General features: G+C 69.0%; 20 protein-coding genes. 6 read left to right on the top strand and 14 right to left on the bottom strand.

Going from position 1 to position 20,287, the window contains the following annotated elements; genetic code table 11:
• Positions 1-21: 21 nt before the first annotated feature.
• The 7 genes from xthA to ML01_RS17110 form a co-directional block, all read right to left on the bottom strand.
• Entirely contained in the window at positions 22-837 is an 816-nt protein-coding gene (gene xthA, locus ML01_RS17140; protein WP_058556619.1) for an exodeoxyribonuclease III, read from the bottom strand.
• Positions 838-1,119: 282 nt separating this feature from the next.
• Complete coding sequence (locus ML01_RS17135) at positions 1,120-1,407, bottom strand: hypothetical protein (RefSeq protein ID WP_058556618.1); 288 nt, start codon at positions 1,405-1,407, stop codon at positions 1,120-1,122.
• 72 nt (positions 1,408-1,479) lie between these two features.
• Positions 1,480-2,313: a sugar phosphate isomerase/epimerase gene (locus tag ML01_RS17130; RefSeq protein ID WP_058556617.1), complete on the bottom strand. Its 834-nt coding sequence runs from the start codon at positions 2,311-2,313 to the stop codon at positions 1,480-1,482.
• Between the two features lie 13 nt (positions 2,314-2,326).
• Positions 2,327-3,814: a magnesium transporter gene (mgtE, locus tag ML01_RS17125; protein WP_058556616.1), complete on the bottom strand. Its 1,488-nt coding sequence runs from the start codon at positions 3,812-3,814 to the stop codon at positions 2,327-2,329.
• Positions 3,815-4,054: 240 nt separating this feature from the next.
• The gene (locus tag ML01_RS17120) at positions 4,055-5,560 is read right to left on the bottom strand and encodes an RsmB/NOP family class I SAM-dependent RNA methyltransferase (protein WP_058556615.1); all 1,506 of its coding nucleotides are present in this window, start codon (positions 5,558-5,560) and stop codon (positions 4,055-4,057) included.
• Positions 5,557-7,101, bottom strand: a complete 1,545-nt coding sequence (locus ML01_RS17115; protein WP_082674380.1) for a RimK family protein — start codon at positions 7,099-7,101, stop codon at positions 5,557-5,559. The genes ML01_RS17120 and ML01_RS17115 overlap by 4 nt, the downstream gene beginning before the upstream one ends.
• On the bottom strand, positions 7,094-8,260 hold the full coding sequence (locus ML01_RS17110; protein WP_082674379.1) for a GNAT family N-acetyltransferase/peptidase C39 family protein: 1,167 nt from the start codon (positions 8,258-8,260) through the stop codon (positions 7,094-7,096). Before ML01_RS17110 ends, ML01_RS17115 begins: the two co-directional genes overlap by 8 nt.
• Before the next feature lie 193 nt (positions 8,261-8,453).
• On the opposite strand from ML01_RS17110, the gene argE reads away from it, so the two are divergent.
• From argE to ML01_RS17090, 4 genes are all read left to right on the top strand, one after another.
• Entirely contained in the window at positions 8,454-9,623 is a 1,170-nt protein-coding gene (gene argE / locus ML01_RS17105; protein ID WP_082674372.1) for an acetylornithine deacetylase, read from the top strand.
• Positions 9,624-9,732: 109 nt separating this feature from the next.
• A complete protein-coding gene (locus ML01_RS17100) occupies positions 9,733-10,215 on the top strand; it encodes a Crp/Fnr family transcriptional regulator (RefSeq protein WP_058556614.1) in 483 nt (160 codons plus the stop codon).
• A 377-nt stretch (positions 10,216-10,592) separates the two neighbouring features.
• Entirely contained in the window at positions 10,593-11,018 is a 426-nt protein-coding gene (locus ML01_RS17095) for a DUF4399 domain-containing protein (RefSeq protein WP_058556613.1), read from the top strand.
• Between the two features lie 211 nt (positions 11,019-11,229).
• Positions 11,230-11,514 carry a hypothetical protein gene (locus ML01_RS17090; RefSeq protein WP_058556612.1) on the top strand — a complete coding sequence of 95 codons (285 nt, stop codon included), beginning with the start codon at positions 11,230-11,232 and terminating at the stop codon, positions 11,512-11,514.
• 14 nt (positions 11,515-11,528) lie between these two features.
• On the opposite strand, the gene ML01_RS17085 is transcribed toward ML01_RS17090, so the two are convergent.
• On the bottom strand, positions 11,529-12,023 hold the full coding sequence (locus ML01_RS17085; RefSeq protein WP_058556611.1) for a universal stress protein: 495 nt from the start codon (positions 12,021-12,023) through the stop codon (positions 11,529-11,531).
• Between the two features lie 194 nt (positions 12,024-12,217).
• Here ML01_RS17085 and ML01_RS17080 point away from each other — a divergent pair, with 194 nt between their 5' ends.
• Positions 12,218-13,099: a TauD/TfdA family dioxygenase gene (locus ML01_RS17080; RefSeq protein ID WP_058556610.1), complete on the top strand. Its 882-nt coding sequence runs from the start codon at positions 12,218-12,220 to the stop codon at positions 13,097-13,099.
• A 26-nt stretch (positions 13,100-13,125) separates the two neighbouring features.
• Here ML01_RS17080 and pgi read toward each other — a convergent pair whose 3' ends face one another.
• Positions 13,126-14,766: a glucose-6-phosphate isomerase gene (gene pgi, locus ML01_RS17075; RefSeq protein WP_058556609.1), complete on the bottom strand. Its 1,641-nt coding sequence runs from the start codon at positions 14,764-14,766 to the stop codon at positions 13,126-13,128.
• Between the two features lie 207 nt (positions 14,767-14,973).
• Positions 14,974-15,393 (bottom strand): rubrerythrin family protein, encoded by a 420-nt coding sequence (locus ML01_RS17070; RefSeq protein WP_058556608.1) that lies wholly within the window; start codon positions 15,391-15,393, stop codon positions 14,974-14,976.
• 556 nt (positions 15,394-15,949) lie between these two features.
• On the opposite strand from ML01_RS17070, the gene ML01_RS17065 reads away from it, so the two are divergent.
• Complete coding sequence (locus tag ML01_RS17065) at positions 15,950-16,807, top strand: metallophosphoesterase (protein ID WP_082674371.1); 858 nt, start codon at positions 15,950-15,952, stop codon at positions 16,805-16,807.
• A gap of 31 nt (positions 16,808-16,838) precedes the next feature.
• Here the strand turns inward: ML01_RS17065 and sfsA are convergent, their stop codons facing one another.
• The 4 genes from sfsA to ML01_RS30000 form a co-directional block, all read right to left on the bottom strand.
• On the bottom strand, positions 16,839-17,540 hold the full coding sequence (gene sfsA / locus ML01_RS17060; RefSeq protein WP_256363659.1) for a DNA/RNA nuclease SfsA: 702 nt from the start codon (positions 17,538-17,540) through the stop codon (positions 16,839-16,841).
• Between the two features lie 30 nt (positions 17,541-17,570).
• The gene (locus ML01_RS17055) at positions 17,571-17,861 is read right to left on the bottom strand and encodes an acylphosphatase (RefSeq protein ID WP_058556606.1); all 291 of its coding nucleotides are present in this window, start codon (positions 17,859-17,861) and stop codon (positions 17,571-17,573) included.
• Between the two features lie 359 nt (positions 17,862-18,220).
• On the bottom strand, positions 18,221-18,817 hold the full coding sequence (locus tag ML01_RS17050) for a thioredoxin family protein (protein ID WP_058556668.1): 597 nt from the start codon (positions 18,815-18,817) through the stop codon (positions 18,221-18,223).
• A 471-nt stretch (positions 18,818-19,288) separates the two neighbouring features.
• Positions 19,289-19,459 carry a hypothetical protein gene (locus ML01_RS30000; RefSeq protein WP_173865192.1) on the bottom strand — a complete coding sequence of 57 codons (171 nt, stop codon included), beginning with the start codon at positions 19,457-19,459 and terminating at the stop codon, positions 19,289-19,291.
• Positions 19,460-20,287: the final 828 nt, after the last annotated feature.

Here is a 20,287-nt window from a genome sequence, read left to right as displayed (position 1 = left end):
GGGGGCTGCCGCCCCGGCGGCTCAGTCCAGCTCGATCCACACCGGGCAATGGTCGGACGGCTTCTCCAGCCCGCGGATGTCGTAGTCGATGCCGGCGTCCTTGAGGCGAGCCACGAGCGGCGCGGTGATCAGGATGAGATCGATGCGCAGCCCGCGCTTGGGCTCGCGCTCGAAGCCGCGGGAGCGATAGTCGAACCAGCTAAATTGGTCCGCGACGTCCGGGTGAACGATGCGGTAGGCGTCCACCAGCCCCCAGTCCATGATCGATTGGAGCCATTCGCGCTCCTCGGGCAGAAAGCTGCACTTGCCGGTGCGCAGCCAGCGCTTTGCGTTGTCCGCGCCGATGCCGATGTCGGCATCCTGCGGCGCGACGTTCATATCGCCCATCAGAATTAAGGGCTCGTCCGGACGGAAACGCTCGCGTAGATACACCCCGAGGTCCGCGTAGAACTTGGCCTTGTTCGGGAACTTGACCGGGTGGTCGCGGCTTTCGCCCTGCGGGAAGTAGCCGTTGATGACGGTCAGGGTCTCGCCGTCCGGCAGCGCGAAGGCACCCGTGATGGCGCGGCGCTGCGCCTCCTCGCCGTCGTGCGGGAAGCCCTTGCAGACGCTCGCGGGCGGCGCCTTGCACAGGAGCGCGACGCCGTAGTGGCCCTTTTGCCCGTGGTAGTGCGGCTCGTAGCCCAGGGCTTGGATCATCTCTAGCGGAAAGGCATCGTCGGCGACCTTGGACTCCTGGATGCCGATGACGGCCGGGTCGTGCTTGGCCTTGATGGCTTCGAGCTGGTGCGGGCGGCTGCGGATGCCGTTGATGTTGAAGGAGACGAACTTGGACATGGGCGTCCTTCCTGCGGGGGTTTCGGGTGGCGACGGGGTTTAGGAGGAGGTTGACAAAGCCTCGCCGTGCTGTGGGTGTTGACCTGGAGGTCAACACTCCGGCCAACACTCCGGTCAACACTCCGGCCAACGCTCCGGTCAACGCTCCGGCCAACGCTCCGGCCAACGCTCCGGCCAAGACTCGAGCCAAGACTCCGGCCAAGCGCCGGCCACGGGCCGTGCGCGGCCACGGCCGGAGGGTCGATCTCCAGATCGACACGGTTCCGTGCGAAGCACCGGCAATCACAGCACCTCATGGGTCTCTCGCTCGCCCATCTCGCGGCCGTGCTCGTAGGCCTTGCCCCAAGGCAGGTGCTGCTGGTCGCGGGCGCGATCATAGGGGTCCGGCTCGATGGTGCGGGCGACGGCCTCGCCGTGGCCGAGCGCCGTCAGCGCCGCGGCCATGCCGTTGGCGTAGCCGCGGTTGTACCAGAGCTGGGAGTCGTCCTCGCGCTCCAGGTAGCCCTCGGAGTCTCGCGTCAGCTCGGCGAGCAGCGCCAGCAGTTGGTTCAGGATATCGGTGTCGGACACGGCAGGCTCAGGTCGGAAAGCGCCAGAGGCTAGCATGCGCCCGCCGGCTGCTCCAGACGGGGGGCGGCTTGTCTAGACCTCGGCGAGCCGCGTCAGAATCAGGTCGAGGTTGGTCAGCGCCTGCTCCGGCGGTACCTCGAAGATCTTGTCCGCCATGGGTAGCGCCACATCGATGGCCGCGAGCGCCGCGAAGCCGTCGAGCGTTCCGGTGAAGCTGTCCGGCACCGTGAGCCCGTCGCGCTCCGCGTCAGCGAAGGAAAGGTGGCGGTCATAGAGCCCGTCGTTCGCGTGCAAATGGCAGTGCAGTGGCCGACCCGCGTTGTCGACCTCGGCGAGGAAGCCCAGCCAGGCCGCCAGCGTGGTGTCGGACCACACCTTGGCGTGGCCGATGTCGAAGCACAGCCCCGTGTCGGGTCCGGCCGCGGCCAGCACCACGGCCGCGAAGTCGCGATAGAAGCCGAGGGAGTGGAAGGTGTTCTCGATCAACAGCCCGAGTCCATGCTCGGCAGCGCGCCGATCGAGGCGGCTGAGCCACTCGGTGAGCTGCCCCCAGAGCGCGGGCCAGCGGTGTCGGGATGGCGTCAGCGGATAGGGCGCAATGTGCGTCAGCACGCGCCGGGCGCCCAGAGTCGCGGCGGCGCTGAGCTGCTCGTCCAGCAACTCGGACGCGCGCGACAGCCGGACCAGGCTGAGCCGACGATGGTCCAGATGCACCGTCACCGGGATGGCCGCACCGGCCAGCGTATCGCGCAAATAGGCGCGGCAGTCGGCGTTCTCGAAGTAAAGGCCGATTTCGATGGGCCTGCCTTCGGCGAGCGCCCGCTCCACCATCGGCGACGCCTCGGCGCGAGCGCGGTCGACGACTTTGAAGCCGAAGCGCGGATGGGCGGTCTTTGGGGACGGCATAACGGCTTGGGCGCTAGGACAGCAGCGGCAGATAGAACAGCGACATCATGATGAAGAAGATCATCACGGACAGGATGTCGTTGCCGGTGGTGATGAAGACCCCCGTCGCCATGGCGGGGTCGATGCCGAGCTTATCCAGTACGATGGGGATGGTCGCACCGACGGCGACCGCGACGACGACGACGCTGAGCAGCGACAGCCCGGCGCTGGCCGCGAGCACCAGCGGCGCGTCGAAGTCGATGAGCTGCGCGACACCGATGACCAGCGCCACCAAGACCAGCGCGGCAATGGCGCCGTTGGCGAGCGCGGCCGAGAGCTCCTTCGCGAGCCGCCAACCCAGGTCGCCGAACTTGACCGTGCCGGTGGAGAGCCCCTGCACCGCGACGGTGCTCGCCTGGATGCCGGCGTTGCCGGCCATGGACATGACGATGGGGATGAAGCTCGCGAGGATCGCGGCGCGGGCGAGCTGATCCTCGAAGGCACCCACCACCGCGGCGGACAGGCTCGCGCCGCAGAGCCCGATCAGCAGCCAGGGGATGCGCCCGCGCACGATGCGGCCGATGGACTCGTCCGGGCGCGTGTCGGCGGGCAGGCCGGCCATGAGGTTGAGGTCTTCCTCGGCCTCCTCGCGCAGCACCCGGCGGAGCTGCTTGGGCGTGACGCGGCCGATGAGGCGGCCGAACTTGTCCACAACGGGCACGACGGAGAGCTCGTAGCGGTCGGCGATGCGCGCGACCTCTTCCTGGTCCGTGTCCGGCCCCACGGCGATGAAGTCCGTGCTCATGACCTCGGCGACGCGCGCCTCCTGGGGCGACAACAGCAGGTCGCGCAGGCGCAGATAGCCGATGGGGTGATGGCGCGTATCCACCACGTAGACCGCGTAGAGCTTCTCGATGGCCCGGGCGTTGGCGCGGATCTCGTGCGTGACCTGGCCGACGGTCCAGTCCGGCGGCACGGCGACGAACTTGCGGCTCATGATGCTGCCGGCGGAGTCTTCCTCAAAGGCGCGCAAGCTCTCGATGGCGACGCGCTCGCGCAGCTTCGGCAGCACCTCCGCCTGCGCCTCCTCCGGCATGTCTTCCAGTTGGTCGGCGGCCTCCTCGGGCTCCATGCCGTCGAGCACCTCCACCAGACGCTGCACGGTGCAGTCCTCCAGCAGCGCGGAGCGAAAGGCCGGGTTCAGCTCGGCCACGACCCGCACCTGGAACTTGTCGAGCCAAGACAACAGCACCCGCGCCCGCTTCAGCGGCAGGTGCACGAACAGGGCGAGCAGGTGCGCGGGCGGCCAACGCTTGATGGCGCGGCTAACCTTGTCCCGTTCCTCCGCCTTGATCAGGCGCGAGAATGCGTCGACGACGGCGGCGTTGTGCTCGTCCAAGTCGTCGCTGATGCCGGCTTCGCCCACCGAGCGCCAGATGAGCGGCACGCTTGGGGTGTCGGCGTCGCGCCGCTTGCCGGACTTCGGGGCCTTCTTCTCGGGCTTCTGGGCGTCGGCGTTCATCTGGGCAGGCTCCGAGGGGGACGTCGGCTCGCGATATCGGGCGCGTATGCTACCGCGCCCGACTGATGGCGCCATGACAGACAGGTGACAGGGCGCTGGGGCGAGGGCCAAGGGCTAAGGGCCAAGGGCCAAGGAAGCCCTCCTCGGCCCTCGGCCCTCGGCCCTTCCTCAAGCCATCTCGGTGATGAGCTCGACGCCATAGGCGAGGGCCGAGGGCAAGAGCCCAGAGATGGCGCCCAGTCATGCGCCCGTTGCGGCCCCGCTCCAGCCGCGCGGGAACAGGCTTTCCAGCTCACCGGAGCGGTGCAGCACGGCGACCCCGAGCGACCAGCCGCGGTGCCGCACAATGACCTGCCCGGGCCGGCAGTCGGCCCGCGCCGCCGGCGCCGGGGTCAGCGGCTCGCGGCGCAGATACGCATCGCGCTCGGCGGGCGCGCCAAGCTCCAGCACCTGCCGCGTCGCTGCCGCACCCAGCAGCAGCGCGCCGGCCGTGGTGAGCTTCGGCGGGCGCACGTTGGTGCGCTGAAAGAACATCCCGCTGCCCTGCGCTGCGGGCGCCGCCGGCGGTGCGTGATCCGGCGCCATCAGGTGCAGGCCGCGGCGGGTCCGCCGATGCACCCGGTAAGTCTGCTCGATGGGCGTCGCCAATCCGTAGTGCTCGGCAATCTCGGTGCACCAGTCGCCATCGCCCGCGTCCAGGCCGAAGCCCAGCGGCACCGGCTCCGGCAGCCCGGGCGCGTCGGGCGCCTTCTCCAGCACGGCGATAAAGAACCCGCCCGTGTCGTTGGCGTGCGGCCAGACGCGCAGGCAGCGCCCAAGCTCCGCCGGCAGCGAGCGACCCTGCCAGTGCGTCACGCCCGGCGCGCTCGCGAGCCCCGGCACCGCGGCGGGCAAGAGCCTGAGCCGGCCGCCGAGAGACTCAAGCACCTCCGCGACGACGAGCTCGTTCTCCTCCGGCGCAAAGGTGCAGGTGGAGTAAACGATGCGCCCGCCCGGCCGGCACAGCTTCACGGCCTTCCGCAGCAGCGCGCGCTGGCGGCTCGCCATGCGCAGGCTGCGCTCCGGGCCGACCTTGTCGATGAGGCTGCGGTTGCGCCGCAGCGTGCCCTCGCTGGAGCAGGGCGCGTCCACCAGGATGCGGTCGAACGGCCCCGCCGCGGCCGGATAGTTGCCGCCGTCGCCCCGGGTGGTGCTGACGTTGACGACGCCGAGGCGGTCTAGATTCCCCTGCAGGGCCGCGATGCGCTCCGGCGCGAAGTCATTCGCCAGCACGGTGCCGGCGTTGCCCAGCGCGAGCGCGATCTGCGCCGTCTTGCCGCCGGGTGCGGCGCAGAGATCCAGCACCCGCTGACCCGGCGCCAAGTCCAGCAAGCGCACCGGCAACTGCGAGACGGCCTCCTGCGCGTGCGCGAGGCCGGCGCAGTACCACCAGTGCTGCCCCGCCTTGAAGCCGGCCGGCAGCAGCAGCGCGCTGCCCGGCGCGCCGTCGAGCCAGGGCACGGGGTCCGCCGCCACGCCCTGCTCGGCGAGCAGATCGGCGAGCTCTGCGCCGTCCACGCGCCCGGGCCGACTCCACACGCAGGCCGGGAGCGGCCTGCGCAGCGCGTCCACGAAGTCCCGCCAGCCGGCGCCCGCATCGCCCACGGTGGCCTCCAGCAGCGCTCGGTAGCGGCCGAAGGCGATCTCCACGGCAGCCGGCGTCGGCGGCGCCTCGCGGCTGCTGCCCGGCTCGCGCTGCCCTGTCATGGGTCCAGCGCCGCGTCCGGGGCGGCGCGGGGGCGTGCCGGTGCCCGCGTCGGTGCCGGCGGCTGCGGCTGCCGCTGGCGGTCGAGCCGCTCGATCATGTCCGCGAGGATGGCGCGGTAGAGCCCTTCGCCCAGCACCTTGTCCTCGATGCCGGCGTCCAGGTTCGGGTTGTCGTTGACCTCGATGACCAGCGCACCGCGGGCGGTGTCCTTCACGTCCACGCCGTAGAGGCCATCGCCGATCAGGTTCGCGGCCTTCAGCGCGACGGCGACGACGCGCGCCGGCGCGTCCTCGATGGCGATGGTCTCGAAGCCGCCCTCGTCGTGGCCGCCGTCGGCGTCGTGGCGGACGATCTGCCAGTGGTCGCGGCTCATGTGGTACTTGCAGGCGTAGAGCGGCCGGCGGCCCAGAATCCCGATGCGCCAGTCATAAGGCGTGTACAGATACTCCTGCGCCAGGATCAGGTCCGATTCGCGGAACAGCCGCTGTGCGATGTCCTTGAGCTGGCCGCGGTCGGCGGCCTTGAAGACCCCGCGGGAGAACGATCCTTCCGGGATCTTCAGCACCACCGGATACGGGATCGCCGCCTCCACGTCCAGCAGCGTCTCGCGGCGCAGCACCAGCGTGCGCGGGCGCGGCACGCCGCGCGCCTCCAGCAGCTCCGCCAGAAAGACCTTGTTCGTGCAGCGCAGGATCGACACCGGATCATCGATGACCACCATGCCCTCGCTCGCGGCCTTCTTCGCGAAGCGGAAGGTGTGGTGATGGATACGCGTGGTCTCGCGGATCAAGAGCGCGTCGTACTCGGCCAGGCGGCTGTAGTCCTTGCGCGTCACCAGCTCGACGTTCAGCCCGAGCGCCCGCCCCGCCTGCTGAAAGCGCTTCAGCGCCCGCGGGTTCGACGGCGCCAGCGCCTCGTCCGGGTCGTGCAGCAGCGCGAGGTCGTATCGGTGCGCTTGGCGCGAGCGCGGGCGCCGCCAGCGCTGCGACAGATAGCCCTCCAGCGCGCCGACGAAGGCCGGCTCCTGCTCCACGGGCAGGCGGTCCAGCGTCAGCGCGCGGATGGACGTGACGCGCCAGCCGCCGGTGTGCTTGAGCTCGATGCGCAGCAGCGGGCAGCGGAAGGTCTCGAACACCCGCCGCGCGAGCAACTGGAACGCCGGCTGCCAGTGCGGCTCCGCGCACTGGCCGAACAGCACCGTGAGCGTGATCGTCTGCGCCGTCGCGCCGGTCTGCGGCAGGCGGCGCAGCGGCAGCTCGAAGGCGTCGAGCGCAAGCCCGTACAGGCCGCGGCTGGAGAGCTCCTGGATGCTCTCGACCCCGGGCAGCACGCGATGGCCGCGCGCCTCGGCGAGCAGCGAGCAGTAGTAGCCGACGCTGAGATACCGATAGCTGCGGCACAGGTTCACCAGATGCAGCCGACGCTTCGCGGACCAGTCCGCGCCGCCGCCGAGATAGTCCCGCGCGCTCACCACCCGCAGCGCCGGGAAGCTCGCGCGCCAGTCCCCCGGCTGCTCCACCAGCAGCACGTGCTCAGCCATCGGCGTCGGCTCCGGCTGCACGCGAGGGCGCGCGCGGCGCCACATCGGCGGGCCGCGACACCAGCACGACGGCCTGCAGCCCGGCGCGGCCGTAGCGGGCCATGCGCCGGAACTCGGCTTTCTGGATCGGCATGTTCATCGAGTCGATGGGGGTCTCGCCCTGTTCGTAGTCCACATAGGGGTCGTGCACGTAGACGAAGCCGCGGTCGAAGCCCGTCACGACGACCCAATGCGGAAACTTCTCGGCATAGATGCGATAGCTGCTGATCAGCACCAGCGGCACGGCACCGGCGGTGCAGCGCCCTTCCAGCTCGTCCAGGCCCAGGGTGCCGTAGGTGACCGGGACGCCGGCGCGCGCGGCCTCGGCCAGCATGTCCTCGTGTACCAGGCGCATGACCTCCTTCTTCTCGGGGCTGCGCACCGAGTCGATCAGCGGCACGCCGCGGTCGTTGACGAAGACCTCGACGCTGAACCCGCGCGCGTGCGCCGCCAGCGCGAGCCCGAAGGGCCCGCAGCCGCCGTGCCCCGAGGTCATGAACACCGTGGTCGCCTCGCGCCAGATGCGCAGCTCCAGCGTGCGGTCGAGCGCGACCTCCGGGTCCAGCGCATGCATCGCCATCATCAGCGACGAGGCGCCGCAGGTGAAGTCCAGCGTCTGCTCGTAGAAGGGCACGCGGGCTTGCTCGCGACCCGTGTGGGGCGAGAGCTGCTTCTCGTAGCGCAGCGCCTCCATGTGGTCGTCGTAGTAGTCCGACAGCACGCCGAAGCGGCGGTAGCCGAGCCGCTCGAACAGCCGCTGCGAGGCGATGTTGTCGCGGCGGATCTCGAGCCGGAGGTAGGCGCGCTCGGCGTCCCAGGTGGCGCGCTCGGCCGCGAGCACCAGCGCGCGCCCGACGCCGCGCCCGCGCGCCGCCTCGGCCACCGCGATGGAGTAGAGCCGCGCAACGGACGTGGCTCGGTTGAACAGCACCAGCACATAGCCGAGCAGCGGCACCGCGGTATCGACGGGCGCGTCCGACTCCGTCGCCACCAGCAGCGTCGCCTGCGCGCGGGCGAGCATGTAGCGGAACTGCCGGCGGGTCAGCCGGTCGCCCGGGAAGCTCGCGCGCTCGAGCGCCACGAGCCCGTTGAGGTCGCGGGACTCCGCGGCACGAATCAGCAGCGCCGCGTCGGCAACGGCAGGCCGCTCGCCCGGCAGGTGCACGGGGCTCGGAATCGGCGTTAGGGTCAAGGACGGTCCTTGTTGGAAGCGGGCGAATCGGGAGAATCTAGCCGAAAGGCGCGCAGCCCGCGAGCCCGGCCTGCCGGAGCAGCGGCCCGCGCGCCCTTGTGTTCACCAACCGGAGCCCCGCATGCCCGTCATCCCGTCCCGCGAGCCGCCGGCGCTGCTCGACATGCTGCGCCACCTGATCGCCGTGCCCACCGTCAGCAGCGTCGACCCGGTGCGCGATCAGACCAACCGGCCGCTGCTGGAGCAGCTCGCGGTGTGGCTCGCCGACGCGGGCTTCCACGTGGAATGGCTGGAGATCCCGGGCTCGCCGCACAAGGCCAACCTGCTCGGCACCCTCGGCAGCGGCCCCGGCGGGCTGGTGCTGGCGGGCCACACGGACACCGTCCCCTTCGATGCGCCGCTGTGGCGGTTCGACCCGTTTCGCCTCACGGAGGCCGACGGGCGCCTGTACGGGCTCGGCACGGCGGACATGAAGTCGTTTCTGGGGCTCGCACTGGAGGCGGCGCGGGGGCTCGATGCGGCGCGATTGCAGCACCCGCTGATGATCCTCGCCACCGCGGACGAGGAGTCGTCCATGTCCGGTGCCCGCTCGCTGGTCGCCGCGGGCCGCCCGCTGGGGCGGCATGCGCTGATCGGCGAGCCGACAGGACTCAGGCCCGTGCGCGCGCACAAGGGCGTCATGGGCGAGCGCATCCGGCTCTTGGGCCAGAGCGGGCACGCGAGTGACCCGAGCCTCGGCAACAACGCGCTGGAGGGCATGCACGAGGTGCTGGGCGCGCTGCTCGCCTGGCGCGAAGAGCTGAAACGCACCCACCGCGACCCGGCCTTTCGCATCGCCTGGCCGACCCTAAGCCTGGGCCACATCCACGGCGGCGATGCGTCGAACCGCATCTGCGGCCACTGCGAGCTGCACATCGACATCCGCGCGCTGCCGGGGCAGGAGCCGGCCGAGGTGCGCGCCGAGCTGGCCCGGCGCGTGGCGGCCGTCGCCGAGCGGCGCGCGCTCACCTGGGACGTGACGCCGCTGTTCGAGCCCGTGCCGCCGGTGGCGACGCCCGCCACGGCGGACATCGTGCGCGCCGCCGAGGCGCTGACCGGCCATCCCGCGGAGACCGTGAGCTTCGGCACCGAAGCGCCGTTTTTGAACCGGCTCGGCATGGACACCATCGTGCTCGGCCCCGGCGACATCGACCAGGCGCACCAGCCGAACGAGTACCTGGCCCTGGACCGCATCGAGCCGATGCTGGGCCTGCTGCGGGCGCTGATCCGGCGCTTCTGCATCGAGGGCTGAGCCGCGCCCCAGCCCCGGCACCCGCTGTCATATTCCCGCGCTAAACTGCGGCCATTGCCGCCGGCGACCGGCGCCGGCGCGTACCCTTCATGAGATGAGGTGACGCGATATGAACGACCTGAACATGGCCGATATGCTGGCCAAATCCGCCCTCGGTGCCGAGTTGACCCCGGCTGAGTGCATGGCGCTCGCGGCGGTGATGGGCATGGAGAACGTGCCGGCGGGCCGGACGCTGGTGCAAGAGGGCGAGGATCGGCGCACGCTTTTCGTGCTCGGCGAGGGCCAACTCAGCGTCTGCACGAAGGTGAACGACCAGGAGGACAGGGTCTACCAGATGCGCATCGGCGAGTGCGCCGGCACCCGCGCCTTCATCGACGGCTCGCCGCGCAAGGCCGCGCTCTGCACCGACGCCGACAGCCTGATACTGACGCTGGAGCCCGAGGCCTTCGAGAGCCTCATCGAGACCGAGCCGCGCCTCGTCTACAAGGTCATGCGCGCGATCTTCCGCATCACGCACTCGAACCTGATGCGTGTGAACCTGGAGAGCGCGGAGCTGCGCAACTACATGATGAAGACGGGTGGACGGTATTGAGGGGCTAGGGGCTAGGGAGGCGCCGCCTCAGACCGACAAGTCGTGCTGATCGGTATCGCTATCGAAATCGCTATCGAAATCGTCGAAGCCCAATCTCAGGAGCTCGGCCGGGAAGCCAGCCCGGAGCTTCGGGCCGGGCCGAAGAGCCGACCTCCAGGTCGGCTCGGCTCGGCGCGCGCGACGTCAGTACCCCGCTCTGTCGCTGTGTTGACCTGGAGGTCAACACTCCAGCAAACACGCCAAGCCCAGCGTCTTTGCCGACCCGACGGCCGGGATATCCGGCTTGAAAGCATGCGAGCCTCCCCGAACTAGACCAACGCGCCGGCGCGTGCAGGAGCACCGGCGCTGAATTGGCACCCTTCGAGGAGAGAGCGAGCATGTTCCGATACGCTGCCGCCGCGCTCGTCGCGGCCCCGATAATGCTGAGCGCACTGCCCGCGTTCGCCGAGATCGAGCGCACCCCGGCGCCGGCGGGCGCGCGCGTCTACTTCATCGAGCCCGCCGACGGCGCCACGCTGCCGCGGACCTTCATGGTGAAGTTCGGCCTGGAGAACATGGGCGTCGCCCCGGCCGGCGTCGACGTTGCGGCCACCGGCCATCATCACCTGCTCATCGACCAGGAGCTGCCGCCGCTCGATCAGCCCATCGGCGGCGACTTCAAGCACTTCGGCGGCGGCCAGACCCAGACCGAGGTCACGCTCGAGCCCGGTACGCATACGCTGCAGCTTCTGCTCGGCGACATGAAGCACGTGCCGCACGACCCTCCCGTCTACTCCGAGAAGATCACGGTCACCGTCGAGTAAATCCGAGGCACGGCGGCACGGCTTGCTCGTGCCTGCCGGCCGCGACCGGCGCATGGCGCGTTTCCCTTCGCCAATAGTTTACAAAAGCACTGACGTTTCCTTACTCCGACGGCGACGCTCGGTCTCCTAAGCTTGTTTCCAAGGCCAAACGCCCCGCGGCAGCCAACCGGCACCGCAGTAACCAAGCAAAACGCCACCGGAGACCGCCATCATGACCAAGCCCGTCGCCTTCGCAACCCTATTCCTGGCCTTCAGCGTCGCCGCCACCGCCTCCCTGCTGAACGAGCCCACTCCCCGGACAAATGCCACGGCAGTCACCACCGCGAGCGCCGAGGACCTGACCCGCCGCGGCACCCGCGAGCCGCTTGTCAGCAATGAGCTCGCGTTGCCGGTGTCCTTCGCGCAGCAGCGGCGCGGCGAGCGCCCGGAGCTCGCCGTCGCCGAGTCCGCTGCCGCGGCGAGCGCGGGCGATGCCATCCGCCGCGGCTCCCGCTGAGGCACCGCAGCGGCTCAGTCCCCGCCCGTAACGGCTTCCTCGCCATGCGCCGGAATGCGCACGGCGAGCAGGTCGCAGACCTCGTGCCGCAGCAAGGTGCGGGAGATGGAGCCGAACAGGCTGCCGAGCCAACTTTGATCGCGCGCCCCGACGATGATGAGGTCCACACCGAGGTCCTTCGCGACATGCTCGATGCTGCGACCGGTGGGGCCGAACTCGACGATGCGGTCCTCGGTCGGCACCCCGATGCGCTCGCCTAGGGCATCCAACTCCTTGCGGGCCACGTCCACGAGCTCCCGCTCCAAGTCAAGGTCCGACGGCAGCACCGGTTCCGCCATGAAGGCGCCGCCGGCCAGCTCCGTCTCGGGCGGCACGTATTCGACGACGTTGACGATACTGAGCCGCGCGTCGAACCGCTCGCGCATCGCCACGGCGCGCTCGACAACGATCTCGGACTCCGGCGCAAAGTCCACGGCCAGCAGCAAATGTCGATAGGGGTTGGCGGGCATGACAGCCTCCTCGCGTTGGATCGGCGCGTTGGATCGGCGCGTTGGATCGGATGGTACGGCTTCCTTGTCGCGTTCCTTCTCAAGTATAGGGGCATCACGCGGGATTCCGCGTATCGACAGACCACGGCCCGACTGCTTCCAGCGGCCCGAGTCGGTAGAATCGGGGGCGCCGCTCCCACTCGCAGCCTTGCCCGATGCCCCGACACGTTACGCCGCTATCCCTGTCGAACGACGCCCCTTATCAGGCCTGGCGGGAAGCCAAGCTCGCCGACATCCCCTGCTCCCTCGCGGAGTTGGTGGTGGAGATCGCCGATCCGCGCGGGCTCAGCCCAAGCGAGGCCGAGGCCATTCGCGAGCGCTGCCGGCGCTGGAACATGGCCATCTACGTGTCAGCCGTCGGTGCCGATCCGGACAAGGACATCGCGCTGCGCCTCGGCGAGCACTTCGGCCTGCAGCAGTTGGACCGCAACCCGGGCGCCGATGAGGACGCCATCACCGCCGTGACCATTCAGTCCGATGCGCTGCACCGGGGCTATATTCCCTACACGGACAAGCCCATCGCCTGGCACACGGACGGCTACTACAACAGCCGGCAGCGACAGATCCACGCCTTCATCCTGCACTGCGTGACGCCGGCGGCGGCAGGCGGCGAGAACGCCCTGCTCGATCCGGACATCGTCTACATCCGCCTCCGGGATCGCGACCCCGCGCACATCCGGGCACTGATGCACGCGGAGGTAATGACCATTCCGCCGAACATCGTCAACGGCGAGGAGCTGCGCCCCGCCAGCACCGGACCCGTCTTTACGGTCGGCGCACACGGCAAGCTCGCCATGCGCTACACGGACCGCCGGCGCAATATCGAGTGGCGGGATGATCCGGACACCGCGGCCGCGGTCGCGGCCCTGCGCGAGATCCTGGACGCCGCGGACACGCCGGTGCTGCGCCTGCGGCTGGAGCCCGGCTGGGGCGTCATCTGCAACAACGTACTGCACACGCGCACGCGCTTTGTAGACGGCGACACGCCACGGCTCCTGTACCGGGCGCGTTACCGCGAGCGCATCACCGGCACCTGACCGGCGTCGGCGCCCTCGGACCGACCTCAGCGCTTCGCCAGAAAATACTTAAGCAGCCCCGCCGTGGAGGCATCGTGGTCCGCCGTCACGCGGCCCGCCTCAAGCTCCCCTAAGATCACGCCGGCGAGTTGCTTGCCGAGCTCGACGCCCCACTGATCGAACGAGTTGATGCCCCAAATGATGCCCTGGGTGAAGATCTTGTGCTCGTAGAGCGCAATTAGCGCGCCAAGCGTGTACGGCGTCACCTCGTCCACGAGGATCGTGGTCGTCGGGCGATTGCCGTCGAACTCGCGATGCGGCGCGAGCCGCTCGGCCTCCGCCGGGTCGAGCCCCGCGGCGATCATCCCGGCCCTTGCCTCCTCCAGCGTGCGCCCGCGCATCAGCGCCTCGGTCTGCGCGAAGCAGTTCGCAAGCAGTTTGGCGTGGTGATCGCCGATGGGGTTGTGGCTCTTGATGGGCGCGATGAAGTCCGACGGAATCAGCTCCGTGCCCTGGTGGATCAACTGGTAGAAGGCATGCTGACCGTCGGTGCCCGGCTGGCCCCAGACCACGGGTCCGGTGGCGTAACCGACCCGGGTGCCGTCGCGGGTCACGTGCTTGCCGTTGCTTTCCATATCGCCCTGCTGGAAGTAGGCAGGAAAGTGCTCAAGGTCCTGGTCGTAGGGCAGGATTGCGTGGGTCCTCGCGCCGGCGAAGTCGATGTACCAGACGCCGAGCAGGCCCAGGATGACGGGCAGGTTCTGCTCCAGCGGGGCGGCGCGAAAGTGCTCGTCCATGTCGTGCGCGCCGGCCAGCAGCGCCTCGAAGCGCTCGAAGCCCACCGCCAGCGCAATGGGCAGCCCGATGGCGGACCACAGCGAATAGCGCCCGCCGACCCAGTCCCAGAAGCCGAACATGTTCTCGGTGTCGATGCCGAACTCGGCCACCTTCTCCGCGTTGGTGGACACGGCGACGAAGTGGTTGCGCACGGCGGCATCGGAGCCCAGCCCCTCGACCAGCCAGCGCCGGGCGCTCTGCGCGTTGGTCATGGTCTCCTGGGTGGTGAAGGTCTTGGACGCGACGATGAAGAGCGTCGTTGCCGGGTCCAGGTCCTGCAGCGTCTCGGCGAGATGCGTGCCGTCCACGTTCGATACGAAGTGCGGGCGCGGCGCCTCGGACTGGTAGGGCGTCAGCGCCGTCGTGACCATCTTCGGCCCGAGGTTCGAGCCGCCGATGCCGATGTTGACGACATCGTGGATGGGTCGCCCGGTAAAGCCCTGCCAGTCGCCTGCGCGCACGCGGTTGGTAAACGCGCGCATCTGCTCCAACACGGCCTTCACGTCCGGCATCACGTCCTCGCCATCGACGCGGACGGGCCGATCCGAGCGGTTGCGCAGCGCCACGTGCAGCACGGCACGGTCCTCCGTGCTATTGATGTGCTCGCCGGAGAACATGCGCGCGCGCCAGCCCTCGAGGTCGGCGGCGCGGGCGAGGTCGAACAGGAGCCTTAAGGTCTCATCGGTGGCAATGTGCTTGGCGTAATCCACGTGCAGGCCGGCGGCATCGGCGGTCATGCGCGCGACACGACCCGGGTCCGACGTAAACAGCTCACGCATGTGCACCTGTGCCATCGTCTGCCAATGGGCCGCGAGGGCCTGCCATGCGGGGGTCGAATCGATGAGCGCCATGGTTACAGCCTTGTGCGATTGGAGTTTAGGATACAGCCCCGGGCTTGCCACCTGCTGGCGGTCAGGCCCCGGACACCGGCTTCGAGCACAACGGAAAAGGGGCGCAATGCGCCCCTTGATCGTGTCGCCGCGGGCGAATGCCGACGGGTATAGCATATCCGCGGCGCCCGGCTCCAACCGACGCTGCGGCAAGCCGTGCTGCCCGCCTTACGCGTCCAGGCTGTCCAGCGCCTTCTGGAAGCGATTGGCGTGGGAACGCTCGGCCTTGGCCAGGGTCTCGAACCAGTCAGCGATCTCCTCGAAGCCCTCCTCGCGCGCCGCCTTGGCCATGCCCGGGTACATATCCGTGTATTCATGGGTCTCGCCGGCAATGGCGGACTTCAGATTGTCTCCGGTGGCACCGATGGGCAGGCCCGTGGCCGGATCACCGACCGCCTCCAGATACTCCAGGTGACCGTGGGCATGGCCGGTCTCGCCCTCCGCGGTGGAACGGAATACGGCAGCCACGTCGTTGTAGCCCTCGACGTCGGCCTTGGAGGCGAAGTACAGGTAGCGGCGGTTGGCCTGGGATTCGCCCGCGAAGGCGTCTTTGAGATGCTGTTCGGTCTTGCTGCCTTTGAGCTCCATGATTGGATCCTCTGGGTTGCATAAGGACGGCGCATATCGTTCGTCGTCATTGCTGCGCCGTCACGCGGGCGCCGGGCCGGCCCGGACGGCCGCCTGCTGCCGGGGTGCTCGGGCCGTGGGCGCCTTTTCGCACCTTACCCCTGCGGGAATTACCGCAGCAATTGTTTGTGCCAATGGGGCCGATAGCGCGGTTGGATCGGCGCCGGCCAAGGCTGCGCTGCGCGCCGAGGGCTCCGCGCGCCCCCTGCTTGGCGGCAATATCATGCGGCCGAGGGTACGCATTTCGTCAGGATCTACCCGGTTGTCAGAGCGTCTCGCTTCGTGTACGTTATGCCTCGCATCTGCCGGACACGCGCGACTGCGGACGCCCCCAAGGCGCTCGTCGGGCCGCGGCAATGAGCCGCTTGCGCCTGCCCGCGGCGGGCACCGTAGGCTGCAGGGCTAGGCCATTGCTGCGAGGCTGGTCACGGTTCCGTCATCCGCAGTTGCGAGCGCCGCAGGCAACTGCTACTTAATTGAAGGCTAAGGCAAACAGAACCGGTGGTGACAAACGGATATGGCCGCTCAGGACGCACAGACCGCACGGGAAGACAGCATCGGCCAAGACCGGCGCGCACCCACGGCAACCCCCTTCCGACTACTGCAGCTCTCGGACCTGCACCTGTACGCCGACCCGGAACGGCGGCTGCTCGGACAGAACACGAGGCGTACGCTTGAGTCCGTGCTGGCGCTAGCGCAGGCGCGGTATTGGCCACCGGACGCCATCGTCCTGACCGGCGACCTCGTACACGATGAGCTGCCAGGCGCCTACCGTTTCCTTCGCGAGCGCCTAGACGGCCTCGGCATCCCCTATCACTGCATACCGGGCAATCACGACCGGCTGGACCTCCTGGTGGGCCAGTTGGACCCGACCGCCGCGTCCGGGCTCCGACGCGTTGCAGCGGGGGCCTGGGACCTGCTGCTGCTCGATTCCGTCATCCCTGGAGAGGCCGGAGGCCGACTGCATGCCACGGTGCTGAAGGGCCTCGCCGAGGCGGCCCGCGGCGCTCCGGCCCGGCCGACGCTGGTATTCCTGCATCATCACCTCGCGCCGATGGGGAGTCGCTGGATCGACACCATGCAGGTGGCCAACGCCACCGCCGCACTGGCCGCACTGGCGCTACATCCGGCCCTGCGCGCCGTCATCTGCGGCCACGTGCACCAAGAGGCAGACCAGCAGGTGGCCGGGGTGCGCCTGCTCGCCACACCATCCACCTGCGTGCAGTTCCTGCCGGGGAGCGCGGACTTCTCGCTCGATCCGCGCACGCCGGGCTACCGCTGGCTGACCCTGCACGCGGACGGGCATCTTGAGACCGGCGTCGAGCGCACCGACGCGTACCCGGAGCCGCTGACCATCGCGACCCAAGGCTACTGAGCGTCGGCGTCGGCGTCGGCAGGCGGTAGCCTCAGCGCCGCGCAAGGTCCAGCGCGACGGCCTCGCCGGACACCACGGCATCGGCGCCGTGCACCATGCGCACGGCCAGCAGCTCGACACCCGCCGCGGCTGCCGCGAGCAGTGCCTCGGCATAGCGCGGATCGATGTCCCACGCGGGTGCGAAGCGCTGCCCCTCCGGGCGGTTCAGCGCAAACAGCATGACACCGCGGAGCCCCTGGCGGACCGCGTGCGTAAGCAGGCTCAAGTGCTTGCGCCCGCGTTCGCTGCGCGCGTCGGGAAAGCGCAGATGCGCCCCGTCCAGCAGGGTCACGTTCTTGACCTCCACCAGCGCGGACGGTCCGGGGCCGTCGTCGAGGCGCATGTCGAGGCGCCCCGCATGGCCGTCGTCACCACTGAAGGGCACCTCGCGGCGGAGCTGCCGATAACCCGCCAGCGTCGCGATGCGGCCCGCGGCGATGCCCTCGGCCATGACCTGATTCGGCCGCAGCGTGTTGACGCCGATCCAGCCACCGCCCATGTCGACGCGCTCCAGCGTCCAGCGGAGCTTGCGCCGGGGATTGTCGGCCGCGGCCAGTTGGACGGGCGCGCCGGGGGTCCAGCAGGTCAGGAGCGTGCCCGTGTTCGGCACGTGGGCGCTCACCACGTCACCGCCAAGGAGCTCCACCTCGGCGACGAAGCGATTGGGCCGCGCAAGGATGCGGCCGTCGTGCAGGATCGGCAGGCGCAGGCGTGGAGCTTCGCGTTAGTTGGTCGCGAAGCCGCTGATCAGGCGGTAATCGACGGCTTCGCAGGCCACGCCCGTCACCTCGGCCTGCGGCGGGCCGCGGCGCAGCCATTCGCGCAAGTGATTGACCGCGTCGGGCTCGCCACAGGCGAGGACCTCGACGCTGCCGTCAGGGAGGTTCCGCGCATGCCCCGTGACCCCGAGCCGAAGCGCCTCCTCCCGCGCCGACGCGCGGAAGAACACGCCTTGGACATGGCCCGCGACGGTGCAGCGCACGCAGATGCGGTTGCTCGTGTCGGTTGCCGTCATGTCATAGTCCCCTAGATTGCTTTACTGCGCCAACTGCTTACAGATGAGTCAAGTTTCACGACGACACGGCGCTTGTAGGGAAAAGGGCCGAGGGCCGAGGGAGCCTTCCTCGGCCCTCGGTTCTCCTGCGGCGACGACCGGATAAGAAAGCGCTCCGCGCCCTGGGCGGTCTGAGGCTCTGCCTCGCTAGCCCGTTGGAGTCTGAACCAAGCAAACTCGGCGGCAGGATCGGTTCGTTGTCGTTTTCGTTGTCGTTGTCGTCTTCGTCATGGTGCGCCGGTGGAGGACGAGAACGGAATTCGGACCACAAGAAAGCCGCTCATCGCGCTGCGCCGCCCCTCGGCACCGACCCGCCCCGCTCAGCGGGCGGCCTGGCCGTCCGCCGCCGCGGACTTGTCGGCGTGCTCGCGCTTGTACTTGGTGAAGGTCGTGTTCTTGTAGGCACCCTCGACGACATAGCGACCGAGCAGCAGGAACTCGTCCGTGTCTCGCGTCGCGCCCGTGTAGCGGGCAACCAAGTTGCCGTCGAGGTCGAAGAACGCAAACACCGGCGTTGCCCTGACCCGGTGCGACTTCAGCGCAAAGTCCTTCTGCGCCATGGCCTCGCCGGTGAAATCGGTCACCTCCACATCGCCTTCCACGTCCACCGAAAAGACCAGGAAGTGCTCTTTGAAATAGTCCTGCACGGACGGTTGGTTCAGCACCGTGTTCTTCATGCGGTGACAGAAGGGGCATTCGTCCATCTCGAACATAAGCAGGATGCCCTGCTTGTCCTCGTCGCGGGCCGTTGCGAGCTCTTCGCCGAAGTCGCCGAAGGTCTGGTCGAAAAAGTACTGGCCCGGGTCGCGCGTGGCCGCGGCCTGCGCGGCCCCAACTGCCATCAACAGCGCGAGCAGCAGCAGCCCGGGCCAGCCGCGCCGAGGGGATGGACTGCGGCCTGTGCGAGCGATGTTCATGGTTGCGACTCCGGCTTGGGAAACCCCGCGATTGTGCTGTCCGAGCGGTGCCATTGCAACGCGGCCGACGGCAGCATCCCGGGGCGCGGAGTCCGACTCGACCCGCGCCCGCCGCGCGAGCTTGCGCAACTGCGTCGTCAGGTGCCGCTCCGGCGCCGACGGATCTGCATAGCCCGCGGCGAGGCCGCTGCGCGACTCGATAGGCGTTGTTAATGCCGGCGCGCTTGGATCGGCCTGCAACGCATCCCCGATTTCGTCCTCGCACTTGAGGCTCAGCGCAGCATCGGGGAAAGTTATGGGTAATGGTATGGAGAAACGATGCCCCGCATGCAGTGCGGAGGCGGTACCACCGCCCAGCACCGCCCCGGCAAGATAGCCTGCAAGTGCGCGGCGGCGGAGAGAACCCGCTCCCAATCAGGCAGCGGCGCGATGGGCTTGGGCATAGTGCAACCAGAAATGGTGGCGCTGCACCTAGGGGGCCGCGACCTGCGCCCGGCAGACCTGTTCCACCTTCTCAAGCAGCGCGGGGTCCGCAAGCACCGCCTGGCGCGGCGCAGCCCAGTCATCCCAGCGCCCGCGGGCGATCAGATCGTCGATGGCGGCCAGGGTCAGGCGCTGGTGGTTCAGATGGCGGTGTTGCATGGGTGGGTATTGGGCAGCAGGATAATCGGGACCGGAATCCCAGCCGTCTCGCCGACGCGCGACTGACTGGATAGGGTTAGGGGAGGCTTGCGCCTCCCCTCCCTCCGAACCGTGCGTGCGGTTCTCCCGCACACGGCTCTCCGGTCGGTTGTTGCCTCATCGGGATTGGCGCGCCCGGGCATGGGCTGCGGTCATGGTGAACAGCCCGTGGTGAGCGAAGAAGGCATTCGGCCAGCGCCGATACTTGCCTCCTGTGACCCCGAAGACCCAAGGCCGCCAACATCCGCTCGCTCCACACCGATGGCTCCACCCACGTCCACGTCTGTGGATCATGAGGATCGTATGCTTGTTTAGCCGTCTCCGGCACTGACGCACTCGGCATCTCGCCTCCATCTTCATGGCATTCACGGATCAACCTTCCTGCCCACCTTCGCTCGGCGCGACGCAGTTACCTTCGGCTACCGGGCCTTGGCATACCCGGACACGGACTTACACCGTGCTGACAATGCGCCCTCACGGGCGTACGAGTGTTGACCTCCAGGTCAACACGGCGACAGAGCGGGATGCGCTGTCGAAGAGCCGACCTGGAGGTCGGCGCTCCGGCCCGGCGACGGCCGGCCCGGCGACGGCCCGGCGACGGCCCGGCGACGGCCCGGCAAGCGCTTGGCTGCGAAGCACATGAGACCGGGCTTCCGTCACTGTCGCTCTCGTAGTCTTCATTTAATGTCCGAGGTGTTGACGGGAGTGACTGGAGTGTTGACTCGAGTGTTGACTCGAGTGTTGACTGGAGTGTTGACTGGAGTGTTGACTGGAGTGTTGACTGGAGTG

This window comes from Thiohalocapsa sp. ML1 (assembly GCF_001469165.1).
Classification (GTDB): Bacteria; Pseudomonadota; Gammaproteobacteria; order Chromatiales; family Chromatiaceae; genus Thiohalocapsa.
This window is presented reverse-complemented; position numbering and strand designations above follow the sequence as displayed.